The following is a 24,239-nucleotide window of genomic DNA, read 5'->3' as shown; positions in this document are numbered from 1 at the left end:
AACTGCTGTAATTGGAGATAATCATGAAACCATACTTACCGCAAAACGAGCCTAATGTTAATACCCGAATAAATTTACTAGATAAAAATCGAGAAGAATACAATTTTAATCACAATTATCTGGCTCCTCTATCAGTAATTGATAAAGTGCCTCATAAAGAAAACTTTTCAGCGGAATATACTGCTAAACGTTTGGCAAGTATGGCAACTCTTGCACCAAATATGCTAGCTGCCAAAGCCAGAAACTTCTTAGACCCATTAGATGAATTGGAAGAATATGAAGAACTTTTGTCACTACTCCCAAAACCCGATGTCATAAAAAATTACAAAACAGACTCTTGTTTTGCAGAACAACGACTCTCTGGAGCGAACCCATTAGCTATTCAAAGAATTGATGTATTACCTGATAATTTTGCTGTCACAGATGTTCATTTTCAGAAGGTTGCAGGTGCAGAATTGACGTTGGAAAAGGCACTCAAGGAAGGTAAGCTATATTTCTTAGATTACCCTTTATTATCTAATATTAAAGGTGGTGTCTACGAGAATGTTAAAAAGTACCTTCCCAAGCCACAAGCTCTATTTTATTGGCAAAGTAATGATAGTTCTAATGGCGGTTCTCTAGTGCCTGTTGCTATCCAGATTAATCATGACTCTGGTGCAAAAAGCGTGATTTATACACCAGATGACCCCTATTTAGATTGGTTTTTGGCAAAAATCTGCGTTCAAATTGCTGATGGCAACCATCAGGAATTGGGTACTCATTTTACTTATACCCATGCAGTTATGGCTCCGTTTGCAATTGTAACTGCGCGGCAACTAGCAGAAAATCATCCCATCGCTCTACTGTTAAAACCCCACTTTCGTTTTATGCTATTTGATAACGATTTGGGGCGCACTCAATTTTTACAACCTGGAGGCCCGGTTGATGAGTTTATGGCAGGTTCATTGGCAGAGTCTCTTGGATTTGTGGCGAAGGTTTATGAAGAATGGAGTGTTGAAAAGTTTACCTTCCCTCGCTTAATAAAAAGTCGCGGAACGGATGACCCAGAAATTTTACCGCACTTTCCTTTCCGGGACGATGGCATATTAATTTGGAATGCTGTCGAAAAGTTTGTGACTGAATACTTGCAACTCTATTACAAAACCTCACAGGATATTAGTGATGACTATGAGTTGCAAAATTGGGCTAAAGAATTAGTGGCTCAAGATGGTGGTAGAGTCAAGGGAATGCCAGGCAAGATTGCGACTCTAGAACAACTGATTGAAATCATCAGTGTGGTAGTATTCACTTGCGCTGCTTTACACTCTGCTTTGAATTTTTCTCAGTACGAATATATGGCTTTTGTACCCAATATGCCCTATGCAGCCTACCACCCAATTCCAGAAACTAAAGGTGTGGACTTAGAAACTATTATGAAGATACTTCCTCCCTTTAAACAAGCTGCTGACCAGGTGATGTGGACTGAGATTTTAACATCGTACCACTATGACAAATTGGGTTTTTATGATGAGGAGTTTGCCGATCCATTGGCGCAGGAAATTGTGGTGCAATTCCAACAAAATTTACATGAAATAGAACGGCAAATAGATATTAGAAATCAAACTCGTCCCATACCTTACAACTACTTCAAGCCTTCGCAAATCATTAACAGTATCAATACTTGAACTTGGAATTGGGGACACTTCGACCCCGAAATTTTCTTAGCTGAAATTGGAGAATATTGAAGGCGGCCCGTTGAACTAATCTCAGAAAAAAGAGGAATAACAATGTCAAATCAGCAAGTAACTGTCACCGCTCGATTAAAAGTAAAGCCAGGTTTGGAGCAGGGATTCAAACAGGAATTTCAATCTGTAATAGCTGTTACCCTTACAGAAGAAGGTTGTATTAATTACGATTTACATCAATCTGTTGAAGATCCATCTTTGTTTCTGTTGCATGAAAACTGGGTCAGCCAGGAAATTCTAGCTCAACACCTAGAGCAGCCGTATATTAAAGCTTTGAGCGAAAAGTCAGGACAATTTTTAGTTGAACCACCTGAAGTCAGGTTATGGCAGCAGATTGCGAACAATCCCTAGTACAGTTCGGCGTAAATAAACCACCTATTCAAAATCAATGAAACGCTTGCGTTGTATTAATTTTGAATTTTGAATTTTGAATTTTGAATTCCGCCTTGCGGTACTAGTTGGTGATAATAATGACATCAAGGGTGTTATTGTATGGTGCAACTGGCTATGCTGGAAAACTCATTGCTGAATCTGCTAAAAATAACGGACTGGAATTAATTTTAGCTGGACGCAATCAAAGTTCACTAGCAGCAATAGCCAATGAATTAAGTTTGGACTTTCGGGTTTTTGGCCTAGACGATCCGCAAGCGATCGCTCGCTCTCTTGAGGATATAATTGCTGTGATCAACTGCTCTGGGCCTTTCTCCAAAACCTCAAAGCCACTTGTCGATACCTGCCTCCAAACTAAAACTCATTATTTAGACATAGCTGGCGAAGTACCTGAATTTCAGGTGCTACAAGCACGAGATACTGAGGCTAAAAGTGCAGGGATAATGCTTCTCCCTGGTGTAGGATTTGGGGTTGTCCCTACTGATTGTGTAGCTGCTTACCTCAAACAGAAGTTAGCGATGGCAACGCGGCTGATTTTAATCTATGAAACAGTGGGCGGTGTATCTCAAGGAACTGCAAATACAGTACTGCCAACTTTACATCATATCGGGGTAGTCCGAGAATCAGGTAAGCTCATTGCATCTCGTCCAGCATCGAAAAGCCGTAAAGTTGATTTTGGTTATGGCCCGGTAATAGCAGTAACAAACCCTTGGCGTGCTGATATTATCACTGCCTTTCAGACTACGGGTATTCCCAATATTGAGGTTTATACCGTATTTCCTAATCCTGTGCGCTTCTTGATGGAGTCGAGCCAGTATTTGGGATGGTTATTTAACTCGTCTTTATTCCAAAATGCTTTAGCTAGTCTAATTAAAACTCTACCGACTGGGCCAACGGCAGCAGAACGAGCCAAAGGGCAAGTTAGAGTAATTGGTATTGCTGAGGATGAAACTGGTCAACAAGTAAGTGCAAAGCTCTTAGGGCCGGAAGCATACGATTTTACAGCATTAGCAGGTGTAGCAGCAATCAAACGGGTAATTCAAGGCGAAGTTAAAGTAGGATTCCAGACTCCTGCATCCGTATATGGGGCAGATTTTGTCCTTGAGATTCCGGGAGTTACCGGGTTCGAGTAAGGATACAACAGAAAGCTGGGTTTTTTAGGCTTGATAGGTAAAAAACCTAGCTTTTTTTTGGACCAATGCTTAGATTTTTTGCTGACTTTGTGCATTTATTTTAAGCCGTTTTGTTGACAAGATTATACCAATTCAAAATTCAAAATGACGCTCTCTACGAGACGCTAAAAGCGTAGCTTGCAACTATTACAGAGTAAGCAGACTCGCTAACGCTGCGCTAACAAAATTCATGCATTAAGAAAGCTAGACATAACAAAGGTATGTCCGTATGTATCTGTCGCATTCTTTTTTCAAATTGGTGTTAGTGGAAAGTGCGATCGCTTTGACAAAACAATTAAAAATAGAAAATTACGAATAAAACTTTAGTTGTGGGATACAGAGCTTACTTTAAAAAAGAATTGCTCCGAGGCGCGCAGCGTGTTCGCGTAGCGTCTCGTAGAGAGGCGCAAGGCGTCAAGAGTTCCAGAGCTTACGGCTTAAGTCGTGGGATTTAATTTTTAATTTGAGCGAAGCGAGTGACTCTGGGTTTGGTAGTAGGATTGCCGAGCTATAGGTAGCTAGTACTGGCTCGTTCCATTCTGAACCAATACGGTTTAGTTAAGGGAGACAAGGGAGAAGTTTCTTCAATGATTCTTCCTTGTCCCCCTTGTCCCCTTGTCCTCTCAAGCGTGAAGAGAAGATGCTTAATCCAAGCGTATTGCATTCTGAACCACACCCTGAACTTGCTAATTTGGCATGAATGAAGAGAGAATCTATCAGTTAAGTCAAACTAACTTTCTAAAACGCAATAGTGGATGTTACCGAATTAGTCAAAGTTTCAATTATTCTCTTGCTCCTTGCTACAGGAGTAGCTTTGCTGTCCCGACGGTTGAGAATTCCTTATGTTACGGGTTTAGTACTAGCAGGTTTGCCCATCACTGAGTTATTGTCTCGTCAGATTGGTTTAAGTCCAACCCTTGTTTTGGATCTTTTCTTGCCAATTCTGCTCTTTGAAGCTGGTATTAATACAGATGTCAGTCGTCTACGCAGCACCTTTAAACCAATTGCCCTACTAGCTGGGCCAGGGGCTGTGATTTCCAGTGCGATTATTGCCGTCCTGTTGAAATTTGTCCTTGGACTGAGTTGGATACCTGCCTTATTTGTCGGAGTAATGCTGGCAAACACTGATACTGTTTCCATGATTGCTGTATTTAAGGATATACCAGTGCCCTCTCGGCTTTCCACTATTGTTGAAGGGGAAACTCTATTCAATGATGCCGCTGCCTTAGTTTCCTTCAACCTGATTTTGCAAGTATATTCAACAGGCTCACTCACATTTATCGAGGGAATCCAACAACTGCTATTTATCTCTCTAGGAGGCTGCGTTGTGGGGTTAGTCTTGGGCTACTTGAGTATACCTGTATTCACCCGTTTAGATGATGCTCTTAGCAGTCTTTTGCTGACAGTCGCAGTTGCATTAGGAACTTTTCAGGTTGGGCAATATCTCGGTGTCTCAGGCCCTGTAGCGGTAGTTGTCGCTGGCTTAATTTTCGGTAATTTTGGGCTTTCTCGCAATACCTCTGCTTCTAGTCGCATCACCTTGTTGAGTTTCTGGGAATATGCCAGTTTTACTGTCAACACATTTATTTTTCTGTTGATTGGTGTAGAAATAGACCTGGTAACACTCTGGAAAACTTTACCTGCAATTCTACTTGCAGTTTTGGCTTATCAAGTCGGGCGAGTTCTTACAGTCTATCCACTGCTAGCAGTGGTTCGTTGGATTGACCGCCCAATTCCATTGCGTTGGCAACATTTACTGTTTTTAGGCAACATTAAAGGTTCACTGTCAATGGCTCTAGCGTTGAGCTTACCCACCACATTACCAGGGCGAGAAGTCCTGATAGCTATAGTCTTCGGCTCTGTGCTGGTGTCGTTAGTGGGACAGGGTTTAAGTTTGCCTTGGGTGGTAAAACGCTTAAAATTATCTAAATTTTCCGAAATTCAACAACAGGTTGAAGAGTTGCAAGCCCAGTTGATGACAGGTAAGGCGGCACAAGATGAATTAGATAGCCTGTTGAAATCAGGGGTATTACCAAAAGCCGTTTATGAAGAGATGCGTTCGGCTTATCAGGTAAGAATTGCCAGTGCAGAAAAAACACTGCGGGAACTATATAATCGTCGCCCTGATGAGGTAGAAGGTAGAAGTCGCAAAAGCAGTAAACTTGAAGCCATTCGCCGACGTTTATTGCTGGCAGAAAAAGGAGCGCTTAATGAGGCAATGCGGAAGCGAATTCTCTCAGAAGAAATTGTGCGCGAGCGGATACAAACTCTTGATGAACAATTACTGAAATTAGAAGATGATTAAATATGGGGCATTGGGCATGGGGCATTGGGTATAGGGGATAGTCTGAGCTTCGTTGATGAACCTCTGAGTTTCGCGAGTTAACCTTTGAGCTTTGTTGATGAACCTCTGAGCTTTGGCTGATTAAAATTTGTTGCCTCCAGCAATAGATTGAGTCAGAGACTCAATGAATGCATTGCCATGCGGAGCATAGGAACGAGGAAACGAGGAATTAACTTGATTACGAATTACGTTAACGTAGCGGTAGCAAATCCGCTTACTCTGTAAGAGTTGCAAGCTACGCTTTTAGCGTCTGGTAGAGAGCGTCATTACGAACTATTTTAAAGGCGATCGCTTATCGTTATTTTGACTTTTAATTACTCTACCAGGACTGATAAAAGAAATTCCTTGTTGAAAGTCAGTACCAATCATGACTGCTTCCACTATCGGTTCGGATATTTCGGTTTGGGCTACCCACTCGACAATGAAGTTTGCGCCTAAACCTCCACTGCTGTCATTTCTATTGATAAAAAAATCTGTAGAAGCTAGCGCATCAAGTTGAATAGGGCGCTCCAAATACTGTTTAACTAGTTTCCCTTCTGAGTTATAGTAGCGCACAGAAGTAACAATAATCGGATTGGTCAAATCTGTATTCCGAACACTGAGCGTAACTGCTAACTCAAAAATCTCTTGCTTATTGTGATGATAGATATGTGAATAGACCGGAACATAAAGAGTTTGACCGCTTGCTATCTTAAAATTCTGATCCAGCGTCACTGTTTTTTGCAACGGGGTTGCTGGAATGGCGTTAGGTTGCGACTTGGGTGTTGATTCACAAGATGCAAGAATAATAACAGCGATCGCTAAATAAATATATCGATACGGCTTCATCAAAATTTATTTACACTAATTTTTTATCGTAAATCAAGGGGTTTAAAACTCCTCTCTTACAAAGTTCTGATCGGAGGAAACCTCCGCTCTGACTTTGCGCTACGTCTACACGTAGCGCAAAGTCAGAGTCACTCCGCCTCCGGTCAGTTACCCTGCGGGATCTTGCTACAGTCGGGGTTTAAATCCCTGTCTGAAAATGTCTTTAATTTTGAATTTTGAATTTTGAATTGTTAAACATGTGTAGCTAACCCTACCTAATAAACAGTTTAGGTAGGAACTGCGCTCAACATTTTTGTTCAATAAAATCAATGACTTGATGTAAGCATCGTGGTTTAGTCACAATCAGCACAGTTGAATAAGGTTCCAGTATTGTACTACCGTTGGGAATCATCAAATCTTCATGAGGATGGGATTGATAACCAATAATTAGCGAACCAGTAGGGAATTGGGAATCCTGAGCAATTTCGGCAACGCTACGACCAGCAACATAGCAATTGTTAGGGATGGAAAGTTTCAGAACCTCAATCTGTCCTTGCTCAAAATGCATCATTGATTCCACTTGCGGATACTCAATGGCGTTCACCATTGTTGCAACTGCTAGTTCAACAGTACTGATAATATGGTTGGCTCCAGCTATCCGTAGTGGTTCGGCAAAGTCGGGGTGGCGCATCCGACTCAAAATATGGGTTACACCGTAGTGTTTAGCAAGAGTTACCATTGCTAAGTTTAAAGCATCACTTCTTAGAACTGCTGCCAAGGAACCAGCTTTGCGAATCCCAGCTTCCAGTAATACTTCTGTACTCACAGCACTGCCTTCAAAAGCCATTGCTCCCACTTGTTCGCGGGCATAGCGGCAAGCTATAGGATCAATGTCAATTACAGCAACAGTATGCCCTAGTTCTACCAGTTTTTGCGCTAGACTTAAGCCCACTAAGCCTGCTCCACCAATCAGTACGTACATGAATGCTCCTAATGCTCTTTCACTTTTTACTTCACTCTATAAGCTAACAAAGAATGAAGTATAGCTTGTGAGGATCGCTCGGTACTCAAACCATCTGCAATCAGCATGGAGGAATTAGTAAAACTGCGTTGTCTGTGAAGTTGGCACAACAGAAACAGATATACTAATCGTATTTGATTTGTGGGCTTTTCAGAAATAATTTAAAATTGTTATCCAACGTGAATTCTATTCATCTATACTTTTAATTATCCTAATTTATTACTTTGATGAGATAAAAATTATTTTATTCTGAGGGAGGTAAAAATTTCTCATGTCTCAATTTTATATCAGTTTTTTATCAACTTGCTTACTAACAACGAATTTCATCTTTCCTCAAATAGCATTGGCAGATATTAAACCTCAAATGCTACCTTTAGCTCAGATTCAATCTCAAAATGAATCCATGTCTCCTAAAGTAGCTTTAGAAAGATTATTTACTAACAAAGAAATACAGAGTGAATGGTTTGCACCAGATTTTTTAGCTCAAATTCCTATTGAACAGGTGCGGCAAATCATTGATGGCATGAAAAGTCAACTAGTAACCTATCAAGGCGTACAAAATAATGGACAAGATTACTTAGTTATTTTTAGTCAAGCTTCAGTGCCAACTAAAATAGCTCTAAATAGCAAAGGACAGATTTCAGGGTTGCTGTTTGAGTCACCACAAGCCCAAGTTATTAATCTAGAAGAAGCAACTACTAAATTTAAAGCATTACCTGGTAAAGTCAGTTTTCTAGTTCAGGAAGGCAAAACAATACAAGCTGCATTAAATACTAAAACACCCCTGGCAGTTGGTTCAGCCTTCAAACTAGCCGTACTCAAAGCACTGAAATCAGAAATTGCTTCTGATAAGCGAACATGGAAGGATGTAGTACAACTGCAACCTAGTTGGAAAAGTTTACCATCTGGAATATTACAAACATGGCCAGATGGAACATATCTGACAGTGCAAACACTTGCAGCTTTAATGATTTCTTCGAGCGACAATACAGCAACAGATATATTAATTAACTTCATAGGACGACAACCTATTGAGTTGGTATCACCCCGTAATCGTCCTTTCTTAACTACCCGTGAATCGTTTATTTTGAAAAGTTCTCGAAATGAAAATTTTCTAAAGCGTTATCGCACAAGTAACGAAGCTCAACGTCGTGCAATCCTGAAAGAACTCTCTAAAAAGCCGCTTCCTGATGTGAATGAATTTGAGGGAGCTAATCCAGTTGCCGTTGATGTCGAATGGTTTTTTACAGCTGAGGAACTTTGTGGATTAATGGAACAAGTTGCTGATTTACCTCTAATGAGTATTAATCCTGGTGTTGCCAATGCTAAAGATTGGCAGCGAGTAGCATTTAAAGGTGGATCTGAGCCTGGTGTTCTCAATCTGACAACTTGGTTGCAAGGGAAGAATGGCAAAAATTATTGTGTGGTTGCCACTTGGAATAACAGCAATGCATCTCTAGAAGAGTCAAAATTTATGGCATTGTACAGTGGGGTGCTTGCCAAACTTGCAACGAATAAATGAATTTGTGACTTGTCATTTGTCTTTTGTTAGGAGTGCGATCGCTCTTTTATATCTTTGAAGAGATAAAAATAAGATGCTGACCTTGAATCTTTTTCAAAACCTCGCTTGATAAGCATTGCCAAAAAATCTTTGTTTGGAACCAAGCATGGATAAATTAGGTTTTAAATATTCTCTCAGAAGAGTAATAAAGTAACGCTATATAGGCTTTTAAATTATGATATTGAGCCATTGTCTTTTGCAAATAATTTTAGCAATTCTTTGTTTTTTTAGAAGGAATGCCTAATTAAAGAGTATAGTTGTGAGATACTGGACAGTATGAGTGAAAAGGCTATGGTTGACCTTGGATATACTGCCCCTACTCATGCATTATTAACTGGGCGATATAATTGTTAATATCAAAATATTCTATAATTTCAAAGATATAGTGAAATTTATCTGCTGCTCTCATAACTTATATACGGTGAGCATAATGGCTATCAATGAGTGTCATAGAGCTTAAGAATCTCTCATGCTAACTAGCAGAAAAATAATGAAATTCAGGCAGTATTTAGATAATTAGAAACTGCTTACACTGCTAAATAAATAAATTTATAATCTGTTATAAGTATTATGAGTAACCCTGAAATACCAAACAAACCAATGCAATTTCCCAGCTTTGGCAAAGCCAAGCGGCAACAGCACTGGCTGATGGGACTAGTAGCAGCTGGATTGTTAGGAACTGCTATCACTGTTTTTCTAATAGTGCAAAGTAAGATACCTAAAGCAGATCTGACTAAGCAAACAGTAGTAGTGCAGTCGAAAGACATCACAGTTCAAATCAAAGCGAATGCCACTGTCCAGTCGTTAAAAAAGATCAATCTCGGTCCCAAAGAGCAAAGTCGAATTGAACAACTGTATGTGGACGAAGGTGTCAAAGTGAAGCAAGGGCAATTAATTGCCCGCATGGATAGCCAGCGAATTCAGCAACAGGTAAATCAATACAAGGCATTACTTGCTAAAGTTCAGGCTGACCTTGCTGAAAAGCGTGCTGGTAGTCGCCCTGAAGAAATAGGTGAGGCTAAAGCTAGAGTTGCAACAGCCCAAGCCAACGTAGCTCAGGCTCAGGCAAGATTGAATCGAGCTACAGAAGAACTCCAGCGTAACCAATTGTTAGCACAGCGGGGAGCTATCTCCCTAAATAGTTTGGGGGATTTTTCTAGTAAAGAGCGTGAGGCAAAGGCTGATTTAGAAGCACAGTTAGCTGGGCTAAGAGAACAAAGACAGACTCTAGAAAAACTTCGTAATGGTACGCGCAAAGAGCAAATCGTTGCCTCTGAAGCTGACGTTGCCCAAGCAGAAGCACAGTTGCGCTCTTATCAAACCCAGCTAGAAGATACTTTGATCCGCGCTCCTTTTGCTGGTACGATTACACGTAAATTTGCCCAAGAAGGTGATTTTGTCACCCCAACGACTTCTGCCTCATCTAGCGATGGTGCAACATCTGCTTCCATTGCTGAACTTTCTAGCGGGTTGGAAGTAGAAGCAAAAATTCCAGAAGCAAGTATTGCCCGCATTAAAACAGGGCAGCAGGTAGAAATTCGCTCAGATGCCTATCCCAATAAAACCTTTCAGGGAAGCGTCCGTCTCGTGGCACCCAGAGCTATACAGGACAGCTCTAGCCAGGGAGGTCAATCGAGTGGAGGTGTTACCTCCTTTCGAGTCAAAGTAGCACTAAAAACGGGTCAAGACTTACTCAAGGGGGGCATGAATGTAAAATTGAACTTTATCAGTAATAAGATTTACAATGCCTTAGTTGTTCCTTTAGCAGCAATTGTGACCCAAAAAGATGGTCAGACTGGGGTATGGATACCAAATGAAAATAACATTGCTCAATTGAGACCAGTTATTGCTGGTTCTGTTAGTGGCAATCAAATTCAGATTATCAAAGGCGTGAGTAAGGGGGAACGGATCTTGCTCAGTCCGCCAGAAGGTCAACCTATCCCAGGAGTTGACACGATGCCATAGCCATTCACAACTGATCATTTCAACATGGACATATTTGAAAGCGTCAAAATGGCAGTCACTACTCTGAGTGCTAATAAGCTCCGCAGCGGTCTGACGATGCTGGGGATCACGATTGGCAATGCTGCTGTGATTACCCTGATTGGCATTGGACAAGGCGCACAAAATTATACTTCAGAAAAGTTGGAGTCGTATGGGGCAAATAGTTTATTCGTTTACGTCAATTATGAGGATGCTGAAGGCTCCACGAGTGAAACACCCCAACTAGTGTTGTCAGATGCGGAGGCGATCGCTACTCAAGCACCTGCTGTGAAAGCGGTAGCTCCTGAAATCAGTTCTCAACTGTCAATCTCTTATCTTGCCCGTAATCCGAAGAGTTCAATTATAGGGACAACCCCAGGGTTTCTGTACGTCCATAATATGACTGTTGCTAAAGGGCGGTTTTTTAATCAATCCGAACAGCAACAGAATGTGCAAGTAGTGACTTTGGGGCCAGAACTAGCCCAGAAACTATTTGGCAGTGAAGACCCGCTTGGCAAAGAGGTGCAAATCGGCAATCTCAGCTTTCTGGTGATTGGAGTAATGAAAGCCAAAGGTTCCTTTGGTGGGCAAAATTCAGACAATACTGCCTATATACCAATTACCACAATGGCTGACCAGTTGAGCGGACGGCGATCGCCCTACGGTATTCCCATTGATAGTATGCAGGTGTCTGCAAAAGATAAGCAGAGTATCCGCGCTGCGGCGTTTCAAATTACCAACCTTCTGACCCAATTGCGAGGTAAGCAAGACATCGCTGTTATCTCTGATAAATCTTTTAACGATCTGATTAACCAAGTCACTCAAGCATTGTCGTTGACACTGGCAGCGATCGCTAGTATTTCGCTGTTAGTGGGTGGCATTGGCATCATGAATATTATGCTAGTCTCAGTGACTGAGCGTACACAGGAAATTGGCTTACGTAAGGCACTTGGGGCAACTCAGGAAGCGATTCTAACTCAGTTTTTGATTGAGGCAATTATTCTGTCAGTAGCTGGCGGTTTGATTGGTGTTGGTGTCGGCTTGAGTGGGACTACGATTGTGGGACTTTTTACCCCTTTTAAACCGAGCGTACCAGTAGGGGCGATCGCTATGGCACTCGGTGTCTCTGGTGGGATCGGTCTAATTTTTGGTGTTGTTCCAGCCCGTAGAGCTGGTCAACTCGACCCAATAGTTGCTCTAAGAAGCGCTTAAAATGTCAACCCCTGCGGGGAATTCAAAATTCAAAATTCAAAATTCAAAATTCAAAAAAAGGGTTGTGGAGAAACACAAGTCTGAGTAATACCAATTCAAAATTCAAAATTCAAAAAGCCAGACAGAACAAAGGTATGTCCGTATGTATCTGTCGCATTCTTTTTTCAAATTAGTATAACATTACTTAGTAGCAATATAAATAACAAAATTATTCCAGCGGAGATTTTTTCAATTGTAATTTTTAAACTTGTGTTTTTCGAGCAACTCTTTAACTTGAGCAGCCACCAAAGGATGTGGATCTTTTTGTAACTGGGGTAGGATTTGCAGGAGAACGCGATATGAAACCATATTTAAATATGCGATCGCAGCTTCTCTGACAAAGCCGGTTGGATGACGCAAACTCACTAATATCTCAGAACTAGTTAGTCGAATGCGTGTCACTTGAGCATAATGAAAACAGCAAGCTAAACACCAGTCAGAAAGGAAATTACCTAACATTAGCAATCTGTGGAGGCGATCGCTAACTATCATATTTTCATATTCTACAATCTTGGCTTCTACAAGATGTTGCAATTTTTCTGTGTGCGGTCGGTTATCTAAAATATTTAGCAATAAAGATTTTGAAGGCAAAGTTACGGTATGCTCTAAGATTTCCAACCCTCGCGCTAAGTTTACCACTGAGAGCGATCGCAGATTGAAGGATGCTGCCTGCATTTTTTCCGGCGAGTAAAGCAGTCTCAGTAATAGTAGCAGCCGCTCTTTCACATCCAATTCTAATTCTAGAAGGGCGCGTTGCAGTAATCCCCAGACAATCACAATCCTCTGATTGGATTGATAATTTTCTTTTTGGTCTAATGTTTGGAAGTCAATGTATGCGGCGTAAATTTCACCTAAAAACTTTAATTCCTGCTTAATTAAATTTTCCACTCGACTTTCATAAAACCGATCTACTAAACCTTTAAGTCCTGGTTGTTTATGTATTTTTAATAAGCTGCGGAGAATATGATCCCTAGTAGTACCCCAGGATATTTCTAAGTTTTCCCATAAAGTCTCCAATGCTTGCTGAGTGCCGACTTGAGCAATGGTACGCCAAGCGTACATCCGCACTACTTCTGGTTTGTAAATATTGGTAGCCAACCGTAACAGCATTTCTAAAGCTTCATTTTCTAGTCGCACTAAGGCTGACATGGCTGTGCTACGGGTTGATTTGTAGTAAAGTGCTGCAATCAGCGCTGAATAGTACTCTTCTAAATGAGTGGCAGCAATCATTTCCAATACGGCACAGCGCACCCGTAACGACTCATCTTGTAATAAATTCGGGATGTGAATTCGCAATGCCTGCAAATAAACTGCTTCTCTGAGTGCTCTAACTCCATTCACCCGTTCCCGTTCTTGCTTATGAGTCAGCATCCGGCGCATGGTTTGGGTAGCTGCTACCTTTTGCATCGGCGTTCCCTGGCGTAAGACTAAAGCGGCGGCGGTGGCGCGGACAAGGGAGTTTTGCCGGGGGTGTAAATATCCTTCTAAGAGGCTTAAATTGGGATTTGGTTCAGCCAACCAAATGTAGCGTAGCGCTAAGGCAAAAACTTCGGGGTTAGTTTCTTGGGATTCTTCTAACAAAGGACGGATAGCAGCTAGATAAACCGGATTTACACCTCCCATCAGCATTACTTCCAAACTTTGGCGCTGCAAATCTGGGGTTAACTTCAATAGTAGAGGTGCTAAAACTTCCGCAGCTCCTTGGGAGTCAATTTGGGCTAAAAGTTCAATACAAGAGCGTTTATCAGCCTCAGAGCCTTTTTCTGCCAAAGCTTTGACTACACCCTGTTTAAAAAATCGTAAGCCGACATTGCTTGCACTTAAGTGACCCCGCGCCACACTCAAGACTAACAGTTCAACATAGCGCGATCGCAATTCCCAAACTACTTTTAAACAGGTGCCAGTTATCAGCATTGTTTCTGCTACAAACACCCATTTTTCTAGTGGTTCGGGTACAAACCGCCCACAAAACAAGATAGTCACAAAAATTAGCGCTCCTGTCAAACCTGTAGCGATCGCTTCGGCTGTTCCACCAGATAAAGTCTGCATCCGGCTGCGAATGGCCTCTGGAATCGGTTGATACAGAATGGGGCCGCTACTCATGACAAAGGTGTAGCGCAGAAGTTCATCGCAGAATTTGACAATTATCAAACCCCAGAAAAAGCTTTGCGATTGGATGGCTGGAATTAAATGTAGCAATACCAGCATTCCTGGTAGTGAAAAGCCGACGGTGATTGGTAAAAGCGTGGCCGTGAAAAATACCCCCATTCGTTCGATGAGGCGGCTGGAAAAAAACCACTGCAACAACAACTCACACAGTCCCAACATTCCACCAAAAAGACCCAAAAAGCTCGCAAGTTCTCGGTCGCCCAAATTAGATTGGAGTTCACGTAGATACTGAAAATCTATTAACAACCCAATAACTTGCAACAGACCCACAAAAGCAAACAACTGGCAAACGTACCGCTTCAGCGGACTTTTAATGAAACGCTCTCGTGAAGCTTGTTGTTCGGGAATTAGTCTTTGTGGAGTTTCAGGAAAAGCTGCTCGATAGTGATGAGTTAAATAGAATAGAATCCCCGATCCTAATAAAATCACCATACAGGCGATAAAGATGATCTTATTTAGTGTGGTGTATTGCAATAGCCAAGGCAAACTAAAGCCACTGATCACATCTGCTACTAAAAGACCACTACTCACCAGTGGGTAAGTCCGTTTAATCTCCCGAATATTAAATATTTGGTTGGCGACAATGGAAGTGTTGAGGTCATTGACCACATAAAGTGCATCTACCCACAGCCGCAGTAGAAATGCCGATATCACTGCCAGGTAGGAAAAATGCGATCCCCAACGTAATACAACTAATAAAACTAATGGCATCAACATGCAAGGTGCGATCGCCACAATTACCCGACGTAAGGGAAAAATCTTTTGCAGCCAAGAGTATAAAAAAACCAGTCCGGCACTCATTGTGGCACTAGCAATATACATCCACGGCAGTAGATGAGTCCCATATTCATCCAAAAACAGCGCCACCGTACTGTCTTCTGCCCACCGTAATCCTATACATATTATTGTATAGAAAAGAAACATTATCTGGGTTCGTTCACTCTCCTCTGGTCGGAGATTCACCCACTGTAGTAGTCGTGGTAAAGCAACTTTATTTGCAGCCAACCAGTGATTTTTCAGTTCCATGCAGTTTTATTTTCTGGTAGTATCACCGCGTAATCGGGAGCGGGGCAAGGGAAGAAATATACCTCTTATCCTCCTTGTCCCCTTGTCTCCCTTGTCCCCCTTATCTTCCTTGTCCTTCATCTCCTGGAAATAGCAAAAGTCCTGAGCAACTGAGTATTATGTTTCCCACTCAGCCTTCAGGACTATCGATTTTAGATAAATTTAAACGAGCTTAGAGCTTTGGGCGCATGTTGCATGCTGGAGTTGATGGCGTTAAATCACTCAATCCGGTTAAACGTCTGAAACTGGTTAATAAGTTGGAAGTAAAAGCTTCCGGCAAAGCGACCAGACGGGTTTGCATACCTAAACCTGGAAAAGACGAAAAACGCCCATTATACCAATTCTGTATGAAGATGCGCTAAACCATAAGTACAAGAAAGAAAAACGAACCGCAAAGACAAGGCAGTGCGTTGGGCGGGTTCCCCGACTTGAAGCAACTGCCGCGCAAAGAACACAAAGAAAGAAGTTAAAAGGATTTGGCGCAGTCTCACAAAGAAATGGTATTAGGGATTCTCGTGCTGGAAGATAGGGCAACTCAAGCACTACTCAAGCTGGCACTTGAGCCAGAATGGGAAGCTAAATTTGAACCCAACTCCTATGGCTTTAGACCCGGAATGTCTGCCTATGATGTAGTTACAGCAATCCATACAGCAATCTGCCAATAAGCAAAATATGTCTTAGACGCAGACATCGCCAAATGCTTTGACTGTATCAATCATCTTCAAAATTTACGACTTTTGGTAAAGCTTGAGTCACGTCGCTTTGCTCCAAATTAAAAATTAAAAATTAATAATCTCTATTCAATTCATGACCTAATTATTAATTTCCAATAACCCAGGTGGTGGTGTAATTTCAATGCGACCAGATGGCAAGTCTACCACTGGTGCGATCGCTTGTACAAATGGAATCAAAACAGTCTTTTGCTTTTTGTCATTTGTGATTTGTCCTTTGTCAGTGGTAAAAGATGGGTGTAATTTTACTTCTAACAAATCATTGCCAGCCGGGATGATGTCTATCACCGTACCCACGAGTTCGCCAGATGCTTGCATGAAGACTTCTAAACCAATCAAATCGAGGACATGATATTCATCTTCGCCTAATTGGGGGCGATCGCTTGCTGGTACCATTAACTTACAACCGCGCAACGCCTCCGCCTGATCGCAATTTTCCACGCCAGCTAATTTAATCGCATACAAGTTTTTGTTACTGATATAACGTCCTGTCAATAATTCGATTGGTTGTGGTTCTGTGTCACCTGAACGCAACAACCAACGTTTTCCCGGCACCTCAAATCTTTCAGGAAAGTCAGATACAGGATAAACCCGTAATTCTCCAGACAACCCTTGAGGGGCAACAATTTTACCAATTTCTAGCCAATTATCGAGATTGGAGAAGGTGGGGTCCCCTCTGGGGATAAGGGATAATGGGGATTGAGGACTGGGCCTTTTTGATTTTTGTCTTCCTCCTCTGCTCCCTATCTCTTTGTTAGCTTCTTCGCTTTTCATTTCTATTTTCTACTATTAGGCAGTCACCGCCGCACCTTTATAAGCTTCTTCAGCCACTTTTGCTAAACGTTGCATAGCAGTAGAAATTTCCTCATCGCTGCCTGTAAGGCTGATGCGGAAACATTGGTGCTTGTGCGCCCATTCTTCCTCTAAACCGGGGAAGAAGGTAGTTCCTGGAACAATAATTACACCTACTTGCTTTAATTGCTGGTAAAATTCCCAGTCACTGATGGGTAGATCCTGTAACCACAACCAAGCAAAAATTGCTCCTTCACCACAATGCAGAAACCAAGGTAAATTCTTAGGCATCGCTTGTTCTAAACTGGTTTCTAAAACGGTAAATTTATTTTGATAAAAGGGACGGATGACAGTGTGGGAAATTTCCACTAAAGCACCAGAATTGATTGCATAAGCTGCGATCGCTTGGCCGTAACGTGAAGAATGGAGACTGATATTTGCCTCAAAACACTCCAGCAATTCAATCCACTTTTCATCCCCAATAGCTATACCAATCCTTTCTCCTGGTAATCCCGCTTTCGATAAACTCATGCAGTGGAGAATATTATCACCAAACACTGGTGTCATTTCGGTAAAATTTAATGCTGGAAAGGGAGGTGCATAAGCTGAGTCAATTAACACGGGTAGATTGTAAGGTGCAGCCAGGGCGGCAATCTTTTTCACCTCATCATCGCTGAGGACGTTACCAGTAGGATTACAGGGACGAGAGAAGAGAACACAACCAGTATTTTCTGTAATCGACAGTTGGCTGAAGTCAGGACGATATTTAAATCGGTGGGCAGCTGCATCAATATCAAGAGTCGGTTTGTGGGCAATTAAGGCTTTTGGAACTAAGGAGATACCACCATAACCTGTGTAGTCAGGGCAGAGGGGCAAAACGATTTGTTTTAACTCGCCGCTGGGAGTGTAGCCACCGAAGGTATTGGCAGCGTAGAAGTAGAGGGTTTGACTACCGGGGGTGATCAGGATATTGCGTTCGCTTAAGTTTAACCCATAGCGTTTGTTGAAGTCGTTGGCGATCGCTTCAACAAATGGTGCATAGCCCTGACTGGAGCCATAACGGCAAACTACCTCGCCATATTCTGGACTAGCCAAAAGCTGTGCAGTACAATCCCGCCATAATTGCTCTACCTCTGGCAAAATCAACGGATTACCAGCACTCAAATTAATAAAATGCTGCCCTGCACCCGCTCGTAATGTCTCGATAATATCCTTCATGATTGCTCTGACGCCAGTCAGGTTGGACATTTGAGCGCCAATTTGAGTTAGGGCAGGGTTCATAAGCTGTGACAAAATATATTAATTTAGGGGTGGACAAATTATTTGGGGGTTGCTGCTGACATCCAGTTTACATTGTTGTCAAAACAGCTGTTGCCGCCTTTAACCAATCTAGCTAGAGAATGATATTTTAACAAAGTAATATTTATCGTTATAGTGGCGATCGTGCTTAGTAAATATGATGAAGTAATACAAAAGTTTATCATGCGTTCAATATTTATGAGGCGACTAGGGGACAAGGAAGAAATAAGCAATGCCCAATGCCCAATGCCCAATGCCCAATGACAAAACTATACAGGAGCGCTGAATATTGGAAGTTAAAGCAGCAGTAGCTCACAGCGCAGGTAAGCCGTTGACGATTGAAACCGTTCAATTATCAGGGCCACAAGCCCGCGAAGTGTTAGTTGAGGTGAAAGCAAGCGGAGTTTGTCATACCGACGCTTTTACCTTATCGGGTGACGATCCAGAAGGTTTATTTCCGGCTATTTTGGGACATGAAGGTGCTGGTGTGGTAATAGAAGTAGGTGCTGGTGTCACCAGTCTCAAACCAGGGGATCATGTAATTCCTCTCTACACTCCCGAATGTCGTCAGTGCGAATATTGTTTGAGTTTCAAAACTAATCTCTGTCAAGCCATTCGCCTAACTCAAGGACGCGGTGTTATGCCCGATGGCACTAGTCGCTTTAGTATTGATGGGCAGATAATTCATCATTATATGGGTACATCCACTTTTGCTAACTATACGGTGCTGCCGGAAATTGCCTTAGCAAAAATTCGGGAAGATGCTCCCTTTGATAAGGTTTGTTACATTGGCTGCGGTGTGACTACTGGTATTGGTGCAGTTATCAATACTGCAAAGGTGGAACCTGGGGCAAATGTTGTGGTTTTTGGTTTGGGTGGTATAGGCTTAAATGTCATCCAAGGAGCGCGGATGGTAGGGGCCAATATGATTGTTGGGGTAGATATTAATCCCAACAAACGCACCTTGGCACAAAAGTTTGGCATGACGCACTTTGTCAATCCCCAAGAAGTAGAGCGTGATTTAGTTCCTTATCTGGTTGATTTAACAAAAGGAGGTGCTGATTACAGTTTTGAATGTATCGGTAATGTCAAAATTATGCGTCAAGCATTAGAATGCTGCCACAAAGGTTGGGGTGTGAGTGTAATTATTGGTGTTGCTGGTGCTGGACAGGAAATCAGTACTCGTCCTTTTCAACTAGTAACTGGGCGCGTTTGGAAAGGTTCGGCATTCGGTGGCGCTAGAGGACGTACAGATGTGCCAAAAATTGTTGATTGGTATATAGAAGGTAAGATAAATATTGATGATTTGATTACCCATGTGATGCCGATTGAACAAATTAATGATGCTTTTGAGTTGATGCATAAAGGTGAATCAATTCGCAGTGTGGTGACTTTCTAATTCGTAATTCGTAATTTGTGATTTGTGCCTGATGCTTATGCAGATCGTCCTGTTTTAAATAAGGTTTAAATCTCTAACTGAAACATAATACCAATTCAAAATTCAAAATTAAGAAAGCCAGACATCACAGAAGCACTCCAGGAATCATATCAAAATGGTAGGGATTTAGCATCAGGAGAAACAAATCTGCCACTCTCAACTTTTGCCAAGCAATGTTTATATGCTTTTGAGGAAATTTTGAGCGATCGCTTTTATCCGGGTGAGCCTACCACAGATGATTTAATGGATTGACATTTTTCAGTCAAAATTCACAAGTAGCAAAATTTGTCAACTTGATAATACTTTATCAAAGTATCGATCAATTTCTGCTATCAGTATTTCAAAGTCTACAGGCTTGGTCAAGTGGCATTTGAAACCAGCCTGAAGCGCAAGCTGTCGATCCTCTGGGCTACCGTAGCCAGTAAGCGCAATCAGAATTGAGCGAGTAAATTTGGAGTCTTTACTTAATTCCTGTGCAATGGCGAATCCATCCATTTCGGGAAGTCCGATGTCACAAATAATCACATGAGGCTCAAGCTTCTTTGCAGTTTCTACCCCTAAAATTCCATTATTGGCAATGGAAACTTCATGCCCAAAATACTCAAGTACTGCTTGTAATGATACGGCTGAATCGTCATTATCTTCAATGACTAAAATCTTCAACGATTTTTTAGCCGCCTCTGTAATCTCCATATCGTTGTCTAAGGCTGTAATTTCTTCGCATACAGGGAGAGTGACTTTGAATTCTGCTCCCAAATTGATCCCTCTACTTGAGGCTTCAACACTACCACCATGAAGTTCCACAAGACTTTTTACTACCGAAAGTCCTAAACCTAGCCCGCCCCGCGAACGATCTAAACTGCGATCGGCCTGGGTAAACGGCTCGAAAAGTTCTGGTAATATTGTCGGGTCTATCCCTATGCCTAAGTCTCTTACAGATAAGACTGCTACACTACCTGAGCCATTCTCACCTGGAATAACTGAGAGATCCACCCAGATTGTCCCATCTGGCTTGGAAAACTTTAAGGCGTTATCAAGAAGATTCCCAAAGATTTGAAAGAAGCGAGTGGAGTCAACATAAGCCCACACGGGCGTGTTTGACAGGTCTTGTACTACGTTAAGATTCCATCTGTTTATTGCTTGTGCATGATCGTTGAGATTCTGGCAAACCAGTTCCACCAAATTAACCTTCTCAAGGTTTAATGAAACCTTCCCATAAGTGATGGATGATACGTCAAGTAAGTCATCGATCAATTTCGAGAGGTGCTTAATCTGGTGTTGCATCCTTAAAACTGTTTCTCCAACTGCGCCAGTCTCGCCTAGCTTCAACTTCAGTAGCTGAACGCTGTTGGAAATAGGGGCAACGGGATTCCTTAGCTCGTGAGCTAGCATCGCAATAAATTTGTCTTTCAGGGCGTTTTGGCTCGTCAGTTTCTGGAAAAGTTGAACATTAGTGATCGCAACTGCCGTAGTGTCAGTCAAAATCTCAAGCATTCCGATCTCTTGGGGCGTGGCTAGGTGTCGTGTACTCCAGTAGGCTCCAATCGCGCCTAGTGGATCGGAAACCCGAATGGGAACCATGACTAAACTTTTGACAAAAGTCACTTTGTAGGCTTCAATAGGAATTCGTGCATCCTGGTAAATGTCCTCAATTACGGCTGCTTTTTTATTGAGCATTGCCCAACCGGAGATGCAAGACTTGAGCGGAAAACGCATACCTTTCCAAAGTGGCCCAATGGCGTTTTCATCTACATAGTGGCAACATTCACCATCCCGCAATACAAAAGTTACTCCATCAGCATTTGTGAGATCGCGAGCAGCCAAACGCACAATCTCAATAATTTCCTCAATAGTCCGTACACAAGCTAAATCCTTCACGACCGAAAGCAGCCTGTTGTAAGACGAAATGCTATGGCTGTGATCTGAATTCTGTTCTTGAGAGATGGAGATGTCTAATGTATTTTTCATAAAGAACTCCAAACAAAAGGATGTCTGTATAAAAACTCAGCTAAAGCGGGTAGGTTCAGCAGACACCTACTCTTTATCGTAATCTTAACTTTAATATTGAGAGTACAATCTGTTAAGTAGGTCAACTTAATTAAAGGTAAAACGCTCGGCTGAGTAGTCTCCTTGGTTACTCTAATTTTTATACCTGACGTAATAGCGATCGTCAAATCGTATTCATCTTCAAAAAGTATATTTATACAGGCGTTGCTGAATCAAAATATGAGTCATGCGTCGCCTCAAGCTTGCGTCCACAGCGCTACTGAGCCATACTTCAGATTCAGATAATGTATTACTAATTTAATTGAATATTTAAGCATTTCTTCGGTTTTTGAATAACAAAAAGTTTTACAATGTAGTCGAGCTAGATAATAGCAATGCAATTGTAAAAAATATATCTACTCGTTTATCCCATACAGGATTTTTTTAACTTAGTTCAGTGAGTAACAAAAAGGGCGGGTTTTATACCCGCCTTCGAAGAAATATTTAAACTAAACTAGCGATCGCAACTTAATTACCAATTTTCGGCGCACTCAAAGAAACCTTTAGTGTTTCTTCTTTTTGCTGTGCTAACGTCGGTACAGAATCCCGCAATCTTGCCGTCAATTGTACAGTTGTAGCGTCGTACATCTGAGTCAGCAATTTTGGATATAAACCAATACCAATAATTGGCACCAACAAACAGGCAATGATAAATACTTCACGGGGTTCGGCATCTATCAAAGCTTGGTGAGAAACTAATTCCTCGTTCTCTTTACCGTAGAAAATTTCTCGCAGCATCGACAGCAGATAAATCGGAGTTAAAATCACTCCCACTGCCATCAAGAACACTACGATAACTTTGAAGGTAGAGCTATAAGCATCGCTAGTAGCAAAGCCAACAAACACCATTAATTCTGCTACGAAACCGCTCATACCTGGTAAAGCAAGAGAAGCCATCGAACAAGCAGTAAACATAGCGAAAATCTTCTTCATTCTTTTGCCGACACCGCCCATTTCATCCAACATCAGGGTGTGTGTGCGATCATAAGTTGCGCCGACAAGGAAGAACAAACTCGCCCCAATTAACCCGTGGGAAACCATTTGCAATACTGCCCCACTCAATCCCAAATCGGTGAAGGAAGCGATACCAATCATCACAAAGCCCATGTGAGAAATTGAGGAGTAGGCAATTTTTCGCTTCAGGTTACGCTGGGCAAAGGATGTCAAGGCAGCGTAGATGATATTAACTACCCCTAACACTACCAATACTGGCGCAAAGAAAGCGTGGGCATCGGGGAGCATTTGAGCATTCATCCGAATCAAGGCGTAACCGCCCATTTTCAGGAGAATGCCTGCTAATAACATGTGTACAGGGGCCGTAGCTTCACCGTGGGCATCAGGTAGCCAAGTGTGCAACGGAATAATCGGCAACTTGACGGCGTAAGCAATTAAGAAGCCAGCATAAAGGGCAAGTTGGAAATTCAGGGCGAAATCTTTTAAGGTGATCGCTCGCATGTCAAACGTCACCGTATCGCCGTAAAATCCCATTGTCAGGGCAGACAGCAAAATAAACAGCGAACCGCCGGCGGTGTATAAAATAAATTTGGTCGCTGCATATTGCCGCCTTTTGCCTCCCCAAATCGACAGCAGAAAGTATATCGGTACTAGTTCCAGTTCCCACACCAGGAAAAATAACAGCATATCCTGGACGGCGAACACGGCAATCTGACCGCCATACATCGCCAAAATCAAGAAGTAAAATAGCTTCGGCTTGAAGGTAACAGGCCAAGCTGCTAAAATCGCCAGCGTGGTAATGAATCCAGTCAAAATAATTAGGGGCATGGATAAGCCATCTGCCCCTACTGACCAATTCAAATCTAGTTGGGGTACCCAGGCGTAACTCTCAGCCAACTGCAAATCTGGATTGGAGAAATCATACCCAGTATAAAAAGCATAAACAATTAGTGCAAAATCTATCAGCCCTACGATCAGGGAGTACCAGCGCACTGTTTTGCCTTCTTTATCTGGGATGATGGGAATCAGTAGTGAGGCGGCTATCGGCAACAGAATAATCGTCGTCAGCCACGGAAAATTAGCTGTATTCATCACAATTTGTCTGCTATCAAAATCATGTTTGGCAAAAAGTCACTAGTTATTAACTAACAGCTTTTTGAGGATTTCGTCTTCCTCGTTAGGTTGATTTAATTAAATTGCCAATTCCATTTTGTCTTTTGGGAGCCTTTTTTGACACTTGGGAGTGGAAAATGTGAGTTTTGATACTCCCAGTCAAAATAAAAATTTACCCTAAAAAAGCCGATAAACTAGAATTATAGCGGTGCGATCGCGTAGTCCAACCCATCGCTAAAAATACACGATGCTGTTTGGTAGTTGTTGAAAAAAGCAATTTGGAGCAAAAAAGCATAACAGGAGAAATAACCATAATGATAATGGCACATACATAGATAAAACGCGATCGCTTGCGATCGCATATCATTTATCTACTGTG

At 42.0% G+C, this 24,239-nt stretch carries 17 protein-coding genes and 1 pseudogene; 10 read left to right on the top strand and 8 right to left on the bottom strand.

The features are described 5' to 3' along the window. The first annotated feature begins 23 nt into the window (after positions 1–23). From V7K56_RS11830 to V7K56_RS11815, 4 genes are all read left to right on the top strand, one after another. Entirely contained in the window at positions 24–1,664 is a 1,641-nt protein-coding gene (locus V7K56_RS11830; RefSeq protein WP_334910595.1) for a lipoxygenase family protein, read from the top strand. Positions 1,665–1,766: 102 nt separating this feature from the next. Next, positions 1,767–2,075 (top strand): putative quinol monooxygenase, encoded by a 309-nt coding sequence (locus tag V7K56_RS11825; protein ID WP_334910594.1) that lies wholly within the window; start codon positions 1,767–1,769, stop codon positions 2,073–2,075. Positions 2,076–2,194: 119 nt separating this feature from the next. Further along, entirely contained in the window at positions 2,195–3,247 is a 1,053-nt protein-coding gene (locus tag V7K56_RS11820) for a saccharopine dehydrogenase family protein (RefSeq protein ID WP_334910593.1), read from the top strand. A gap of 790 nt (positions 3,248–4,037) precedes the next feature. Continuing rightward, on the top strand, positions 4,038–5,591 hold the full coding sequence (locus V7K56_RS11815; RefSeq protein ID WP_334910592.1) for a cation:proton antiporter: 1,554 nt from the start codon (positions 4,038–4,040) through the stop codon (positions 5,589–5,591). A gap of 312 nt (positions 5,592–5,903) precedes the next feature. Here the strand turns inward: V7K56_RS11815 and V7K56_RS11810 are convergent, their stop codons facing one another. Continuing rightward, complete coding sequence (locus tag V7K56_RS11810; RefSeq protein ID WP_334910591.1) at positions 5,904–6,458, bottom strand: DUF3124 domain-containing protein; 555 nt, start codon at positions 6,456–6,458, stop codon at positions 5,904–5,906. Positions 6,459–6,741: 283 nt separating this feature from the next. After that, positions 6,742–7,419, bottom strand: coding sequence for a potassium channel family protein (locus tag V7K56_RS11805; RefSeq protein WP_334910590.1), 678 nt, complete (start codon positions 7,417–7,419; stop codon positions 6,742–6,744). Between the two features lie 310 nt (positions 7,420–7,729). Here V7K56_RS11805 and V7K56_RS11800 point away from each other — a divergent pair, with 310 nt between their 5' ends. The 3 genes from V7K56_RS11800 to V7K56_RS11790 all read left to right on the top strand — a co-directional run bounded on the left by V7K56_RS11800 (position 7,730) and on the right by V7K56_RS11790 (position 12,214). After that, positions 7,730–8,980: a serine hydrolase gene (locus tag V7K56_RS11800; RefSeq protein ID WP_334910589.1), complete on the top strand. Its 1,251-nt coding sequence runs from the start codon at positions 7,730–7,732 to the stop codon at positions 8,978–8,980. A gap of 609 nt (positions 8,981–9,589) precedes the next feature. Next, positions 9,590–10,984 carry an efflux RND transporter periplasmic adaptor subunit gene (locus V7K56_RS11795; protein WP_334910588.1) on the top strand — a complete coding sequence of 465 codons (1,395 nt, stop codon included), beginning with the start codon at positions 9,590–9,592 and terminating at the stop codon, positions 10,982–10,984. Positions 10,985–11,008: 24 nt separating this feature from the next. Continuing rightward, complete coding sequence (locus tag V7K56_RS11790) at positions 11,009–12,214, top strand: ABC transporter permease (RefSeq protein WP_334910587.1); 1,206 nt, start codon at positions 11,009–11,011, stop codon at positions 12,212–12,214. Positions 12,215–12,442: 228 nt separating this feature from the next. Here V7K56_RS11790 and V7K56_RS11785 read toward each other — a convergent pair whose 3' ends face one another. Then, a complete protein-coding gene (locus V7K56_RS11785; RefSeq protein ID WP_334910586.1) occupies positions 12,443–15,448 on the bottom strand; it encodes an MFS transporter in 3,006 nt (1,001 codons plus the stop codon). Between the two features lie 515 nt (positions 15,449–15,963). Between V7K56_RS11785 and V7K56_RS11780 the strand changes: the two genes are divergently transcribed. Then, on the top strand, positions 15,964–16,152 hold the full coding sequence (locus tag V7K56_RS11780; RefSeq protein ID WP_334910585.1) for a hypothetical protein: 189 nt from the start codon (positions 15,964–15,966) through the stop codon (positions 16,150–16,152). A gap of 147 nt (positions 16,153–16,299) precedes the next feature. Here V7K56_RS11780 and rimM read toward each other — a convergent pair whose 3' ends face one another. Together rimM and V7K56_RS11770 are read right to left on the bottom strand one after the other, a co-directional pair. Beyond that, entirely contained in the window at positions 16,300–16,992 is a 693-nt protein-coding gene (gene rimM / locus V7K56_RS11775; RefSeq protein WP_334910584.1) for a ribosome maturation factor RimM, read from the bottom strand. A gap of 15 nt (positions 16,993–17,007) precedes the next feature. Beyond that, positions 17,008–18,291, bottom strand: coding sequence for a valine--pyruvate transaminase (locus V7K56_RS11770; protein ID WP_334910583.1), 1,284 nt, complete (start codon positions 18,289–18,291; stop codon positions 17,008–17,010). 307 nt (positions 18,292–18,598) lie between these two features. On the opposite strand from V7K56_RS11770, the gene V7K56_RS11765 reads away from it, so the two are divergent. Next, a complete protein-coding gene (locus V7K56_RS11765) occupies positions 18,599–19,708 on the top strand; it encodes an S-(hydroxymethyl)glutathione dehydrogenase/class III alcohol dehydrogenase (protein WP_334910582.1) in 1,110 nt (369 codons plus the stop codon). 84 nt (positions 19,709–19,792) lie between these two features. After that, entirely contained in the window at positions 19,793–19,999 is a 207-nt protein-coding gene (locus V7K56_RS11760; RefSeq protein WP_334910762.1) for a DUF29 family protein, read from the top strand. Between the two features lie 36 nt (positions 20,000–20,035). Here the strand turns inward: V7K56_RS11760 and V7K56_RS11755 are convergent, their stop codons facing one another. From V7K56_RS11755 to V7K56_RS11750, 3 genes and pseudogenes are all read right to left on the bottom strand, one after another. Further along, positions 20,036–21,715: a hybrid sensor histidine kinase/response regulator gene (locus tag V7K56_RS11755; RefSeq protein ID WP_334910581.1), complete on the bottom strand. Its 1,680-nt coding sequence runs from the start codon at positions 21,713–21,715 to the stop codon at positions 20,036–20,038. Positions 21,716–21,990: 275 nt separating this feature from the next. Next, positions 21,991–22,125: pseudogene (locus tag V7K56_RS37060) on the bottom strand (IS1 family transposase); the annotation flags it as partial. Between the two features lie 136 nt (positions 22,126–22,261). Continuing rightward, entirely contained in the window at positions 22,262–23,839 is a 1,578-nt protein-coding gene (locus V7K56_RS11750; RefSeq protein ID WP_334910580.1) for an NAD(P)H-quinone oxidoreductase subunit 4, read from the bottom strand. Positions 23,840–24,239 lie beyond the last annotated feature (400 nt).

The sequence above is a fragment of the Nostoc sp. genome (assembly GCF_036917535.1).
Taxonomy (GTDB): Bacteria; Cyanobacteriota; Cyanobacteriia; order Cyanobacteriales; family Nostocaceae; genus Nostoc.
The sequence above is the reverse complement of the archived record's forward strand: the minus strand, read 5'-3'. Positions and strand labels throughout refer to the sequence as shown.

Coding starts and splice junctions, on each gene's coding strand:
- V7K56_RS11830 (WP_334910595.1), top strand. CDS start 24: ATGAAACCATACTTACCGCAAAACGAGCCTAATGTTAATACCCGAATA.
- V7K56_RS11825 (WP_334910594.1), top strand. CDS start 1,767: ATGTCAAATCAGCAAGTAACTGTCACCGCTCGATTAAAAGTAAAGCCA.
- V7K56_RS11820 (WP_334910593.1), top strand. CDS start 2,195: ATGACATCAAGGGTGTTATTGTATGGTGCAACTGGCTATGCTGGAAAA.
- V7K56_RS11810 (WP_334910591.1), bottom strand. CDS start 6,458: ATGAAGCCGTATCGATATATTTATTTAGCGATCGCTGTTATTATTCTT.
- V7K56_RS11805 (WP_334910590.1), bottom strand. CDS start 7,419: ATGTACGTACTGATTGGTGGAGCAGGCTTAGTGGGCTTAAGTCTAGCG.
- V7K56_RS11800 (WP_334910589.1), top strand. CDS start 7,730: ATGTCTCAATTTTATATCAGTTTTTTATCAACTTGCTTACTAACAACG.
- V7K56_RS11795 (WP_334910588.1), top strand. CDS start 9,590: ATGAGTAACCCTGAAATACCAAACAAACCAATGCAATTTCCCAGCTTT.
- V7K56_RS11790 (WP_334910587.1), top strand. CDS start 11,009: ATGGACATATTTGAAAGCGTCAAAATGGCAGTCACTACTCTGAGTGCT.
- V7K56_RS11785 (WP_334910586.1), bottom strand. CDS start 15,448: ATGGAACTGAAAAATCACTGGTTGGCTGCAAATAAAGTTGCTTTACCA.
- rimM (WP_334910584.1), bottom strand. CDS start 16,992: ATGAAAAGCGAAGAAGCTAACAAAGAGATAGGGAGCAGAGGAGGAAGA.
- V7K56_RS11770 (WP_334910583.1), bottom strand. CDS start 18,291: ATGAACCCTGCCCTAACTCAAATTGGCGCTCAAATGTCCAACCTGACT.
- V7K56_RS11755 (WP_334910581.1), bottom strand. CDS start 21,715: ATGAAAAATACATTAGACATCTCCATCTCTCAAGAACAGAATTCAGAT.
- V7K56_RS11750 (WP_334910580.1), bottom strand. CDS start 23,839: ATGAATACAGCTAATTTTCCGTGGCTGACGACGATTATTCTGTTGCCG.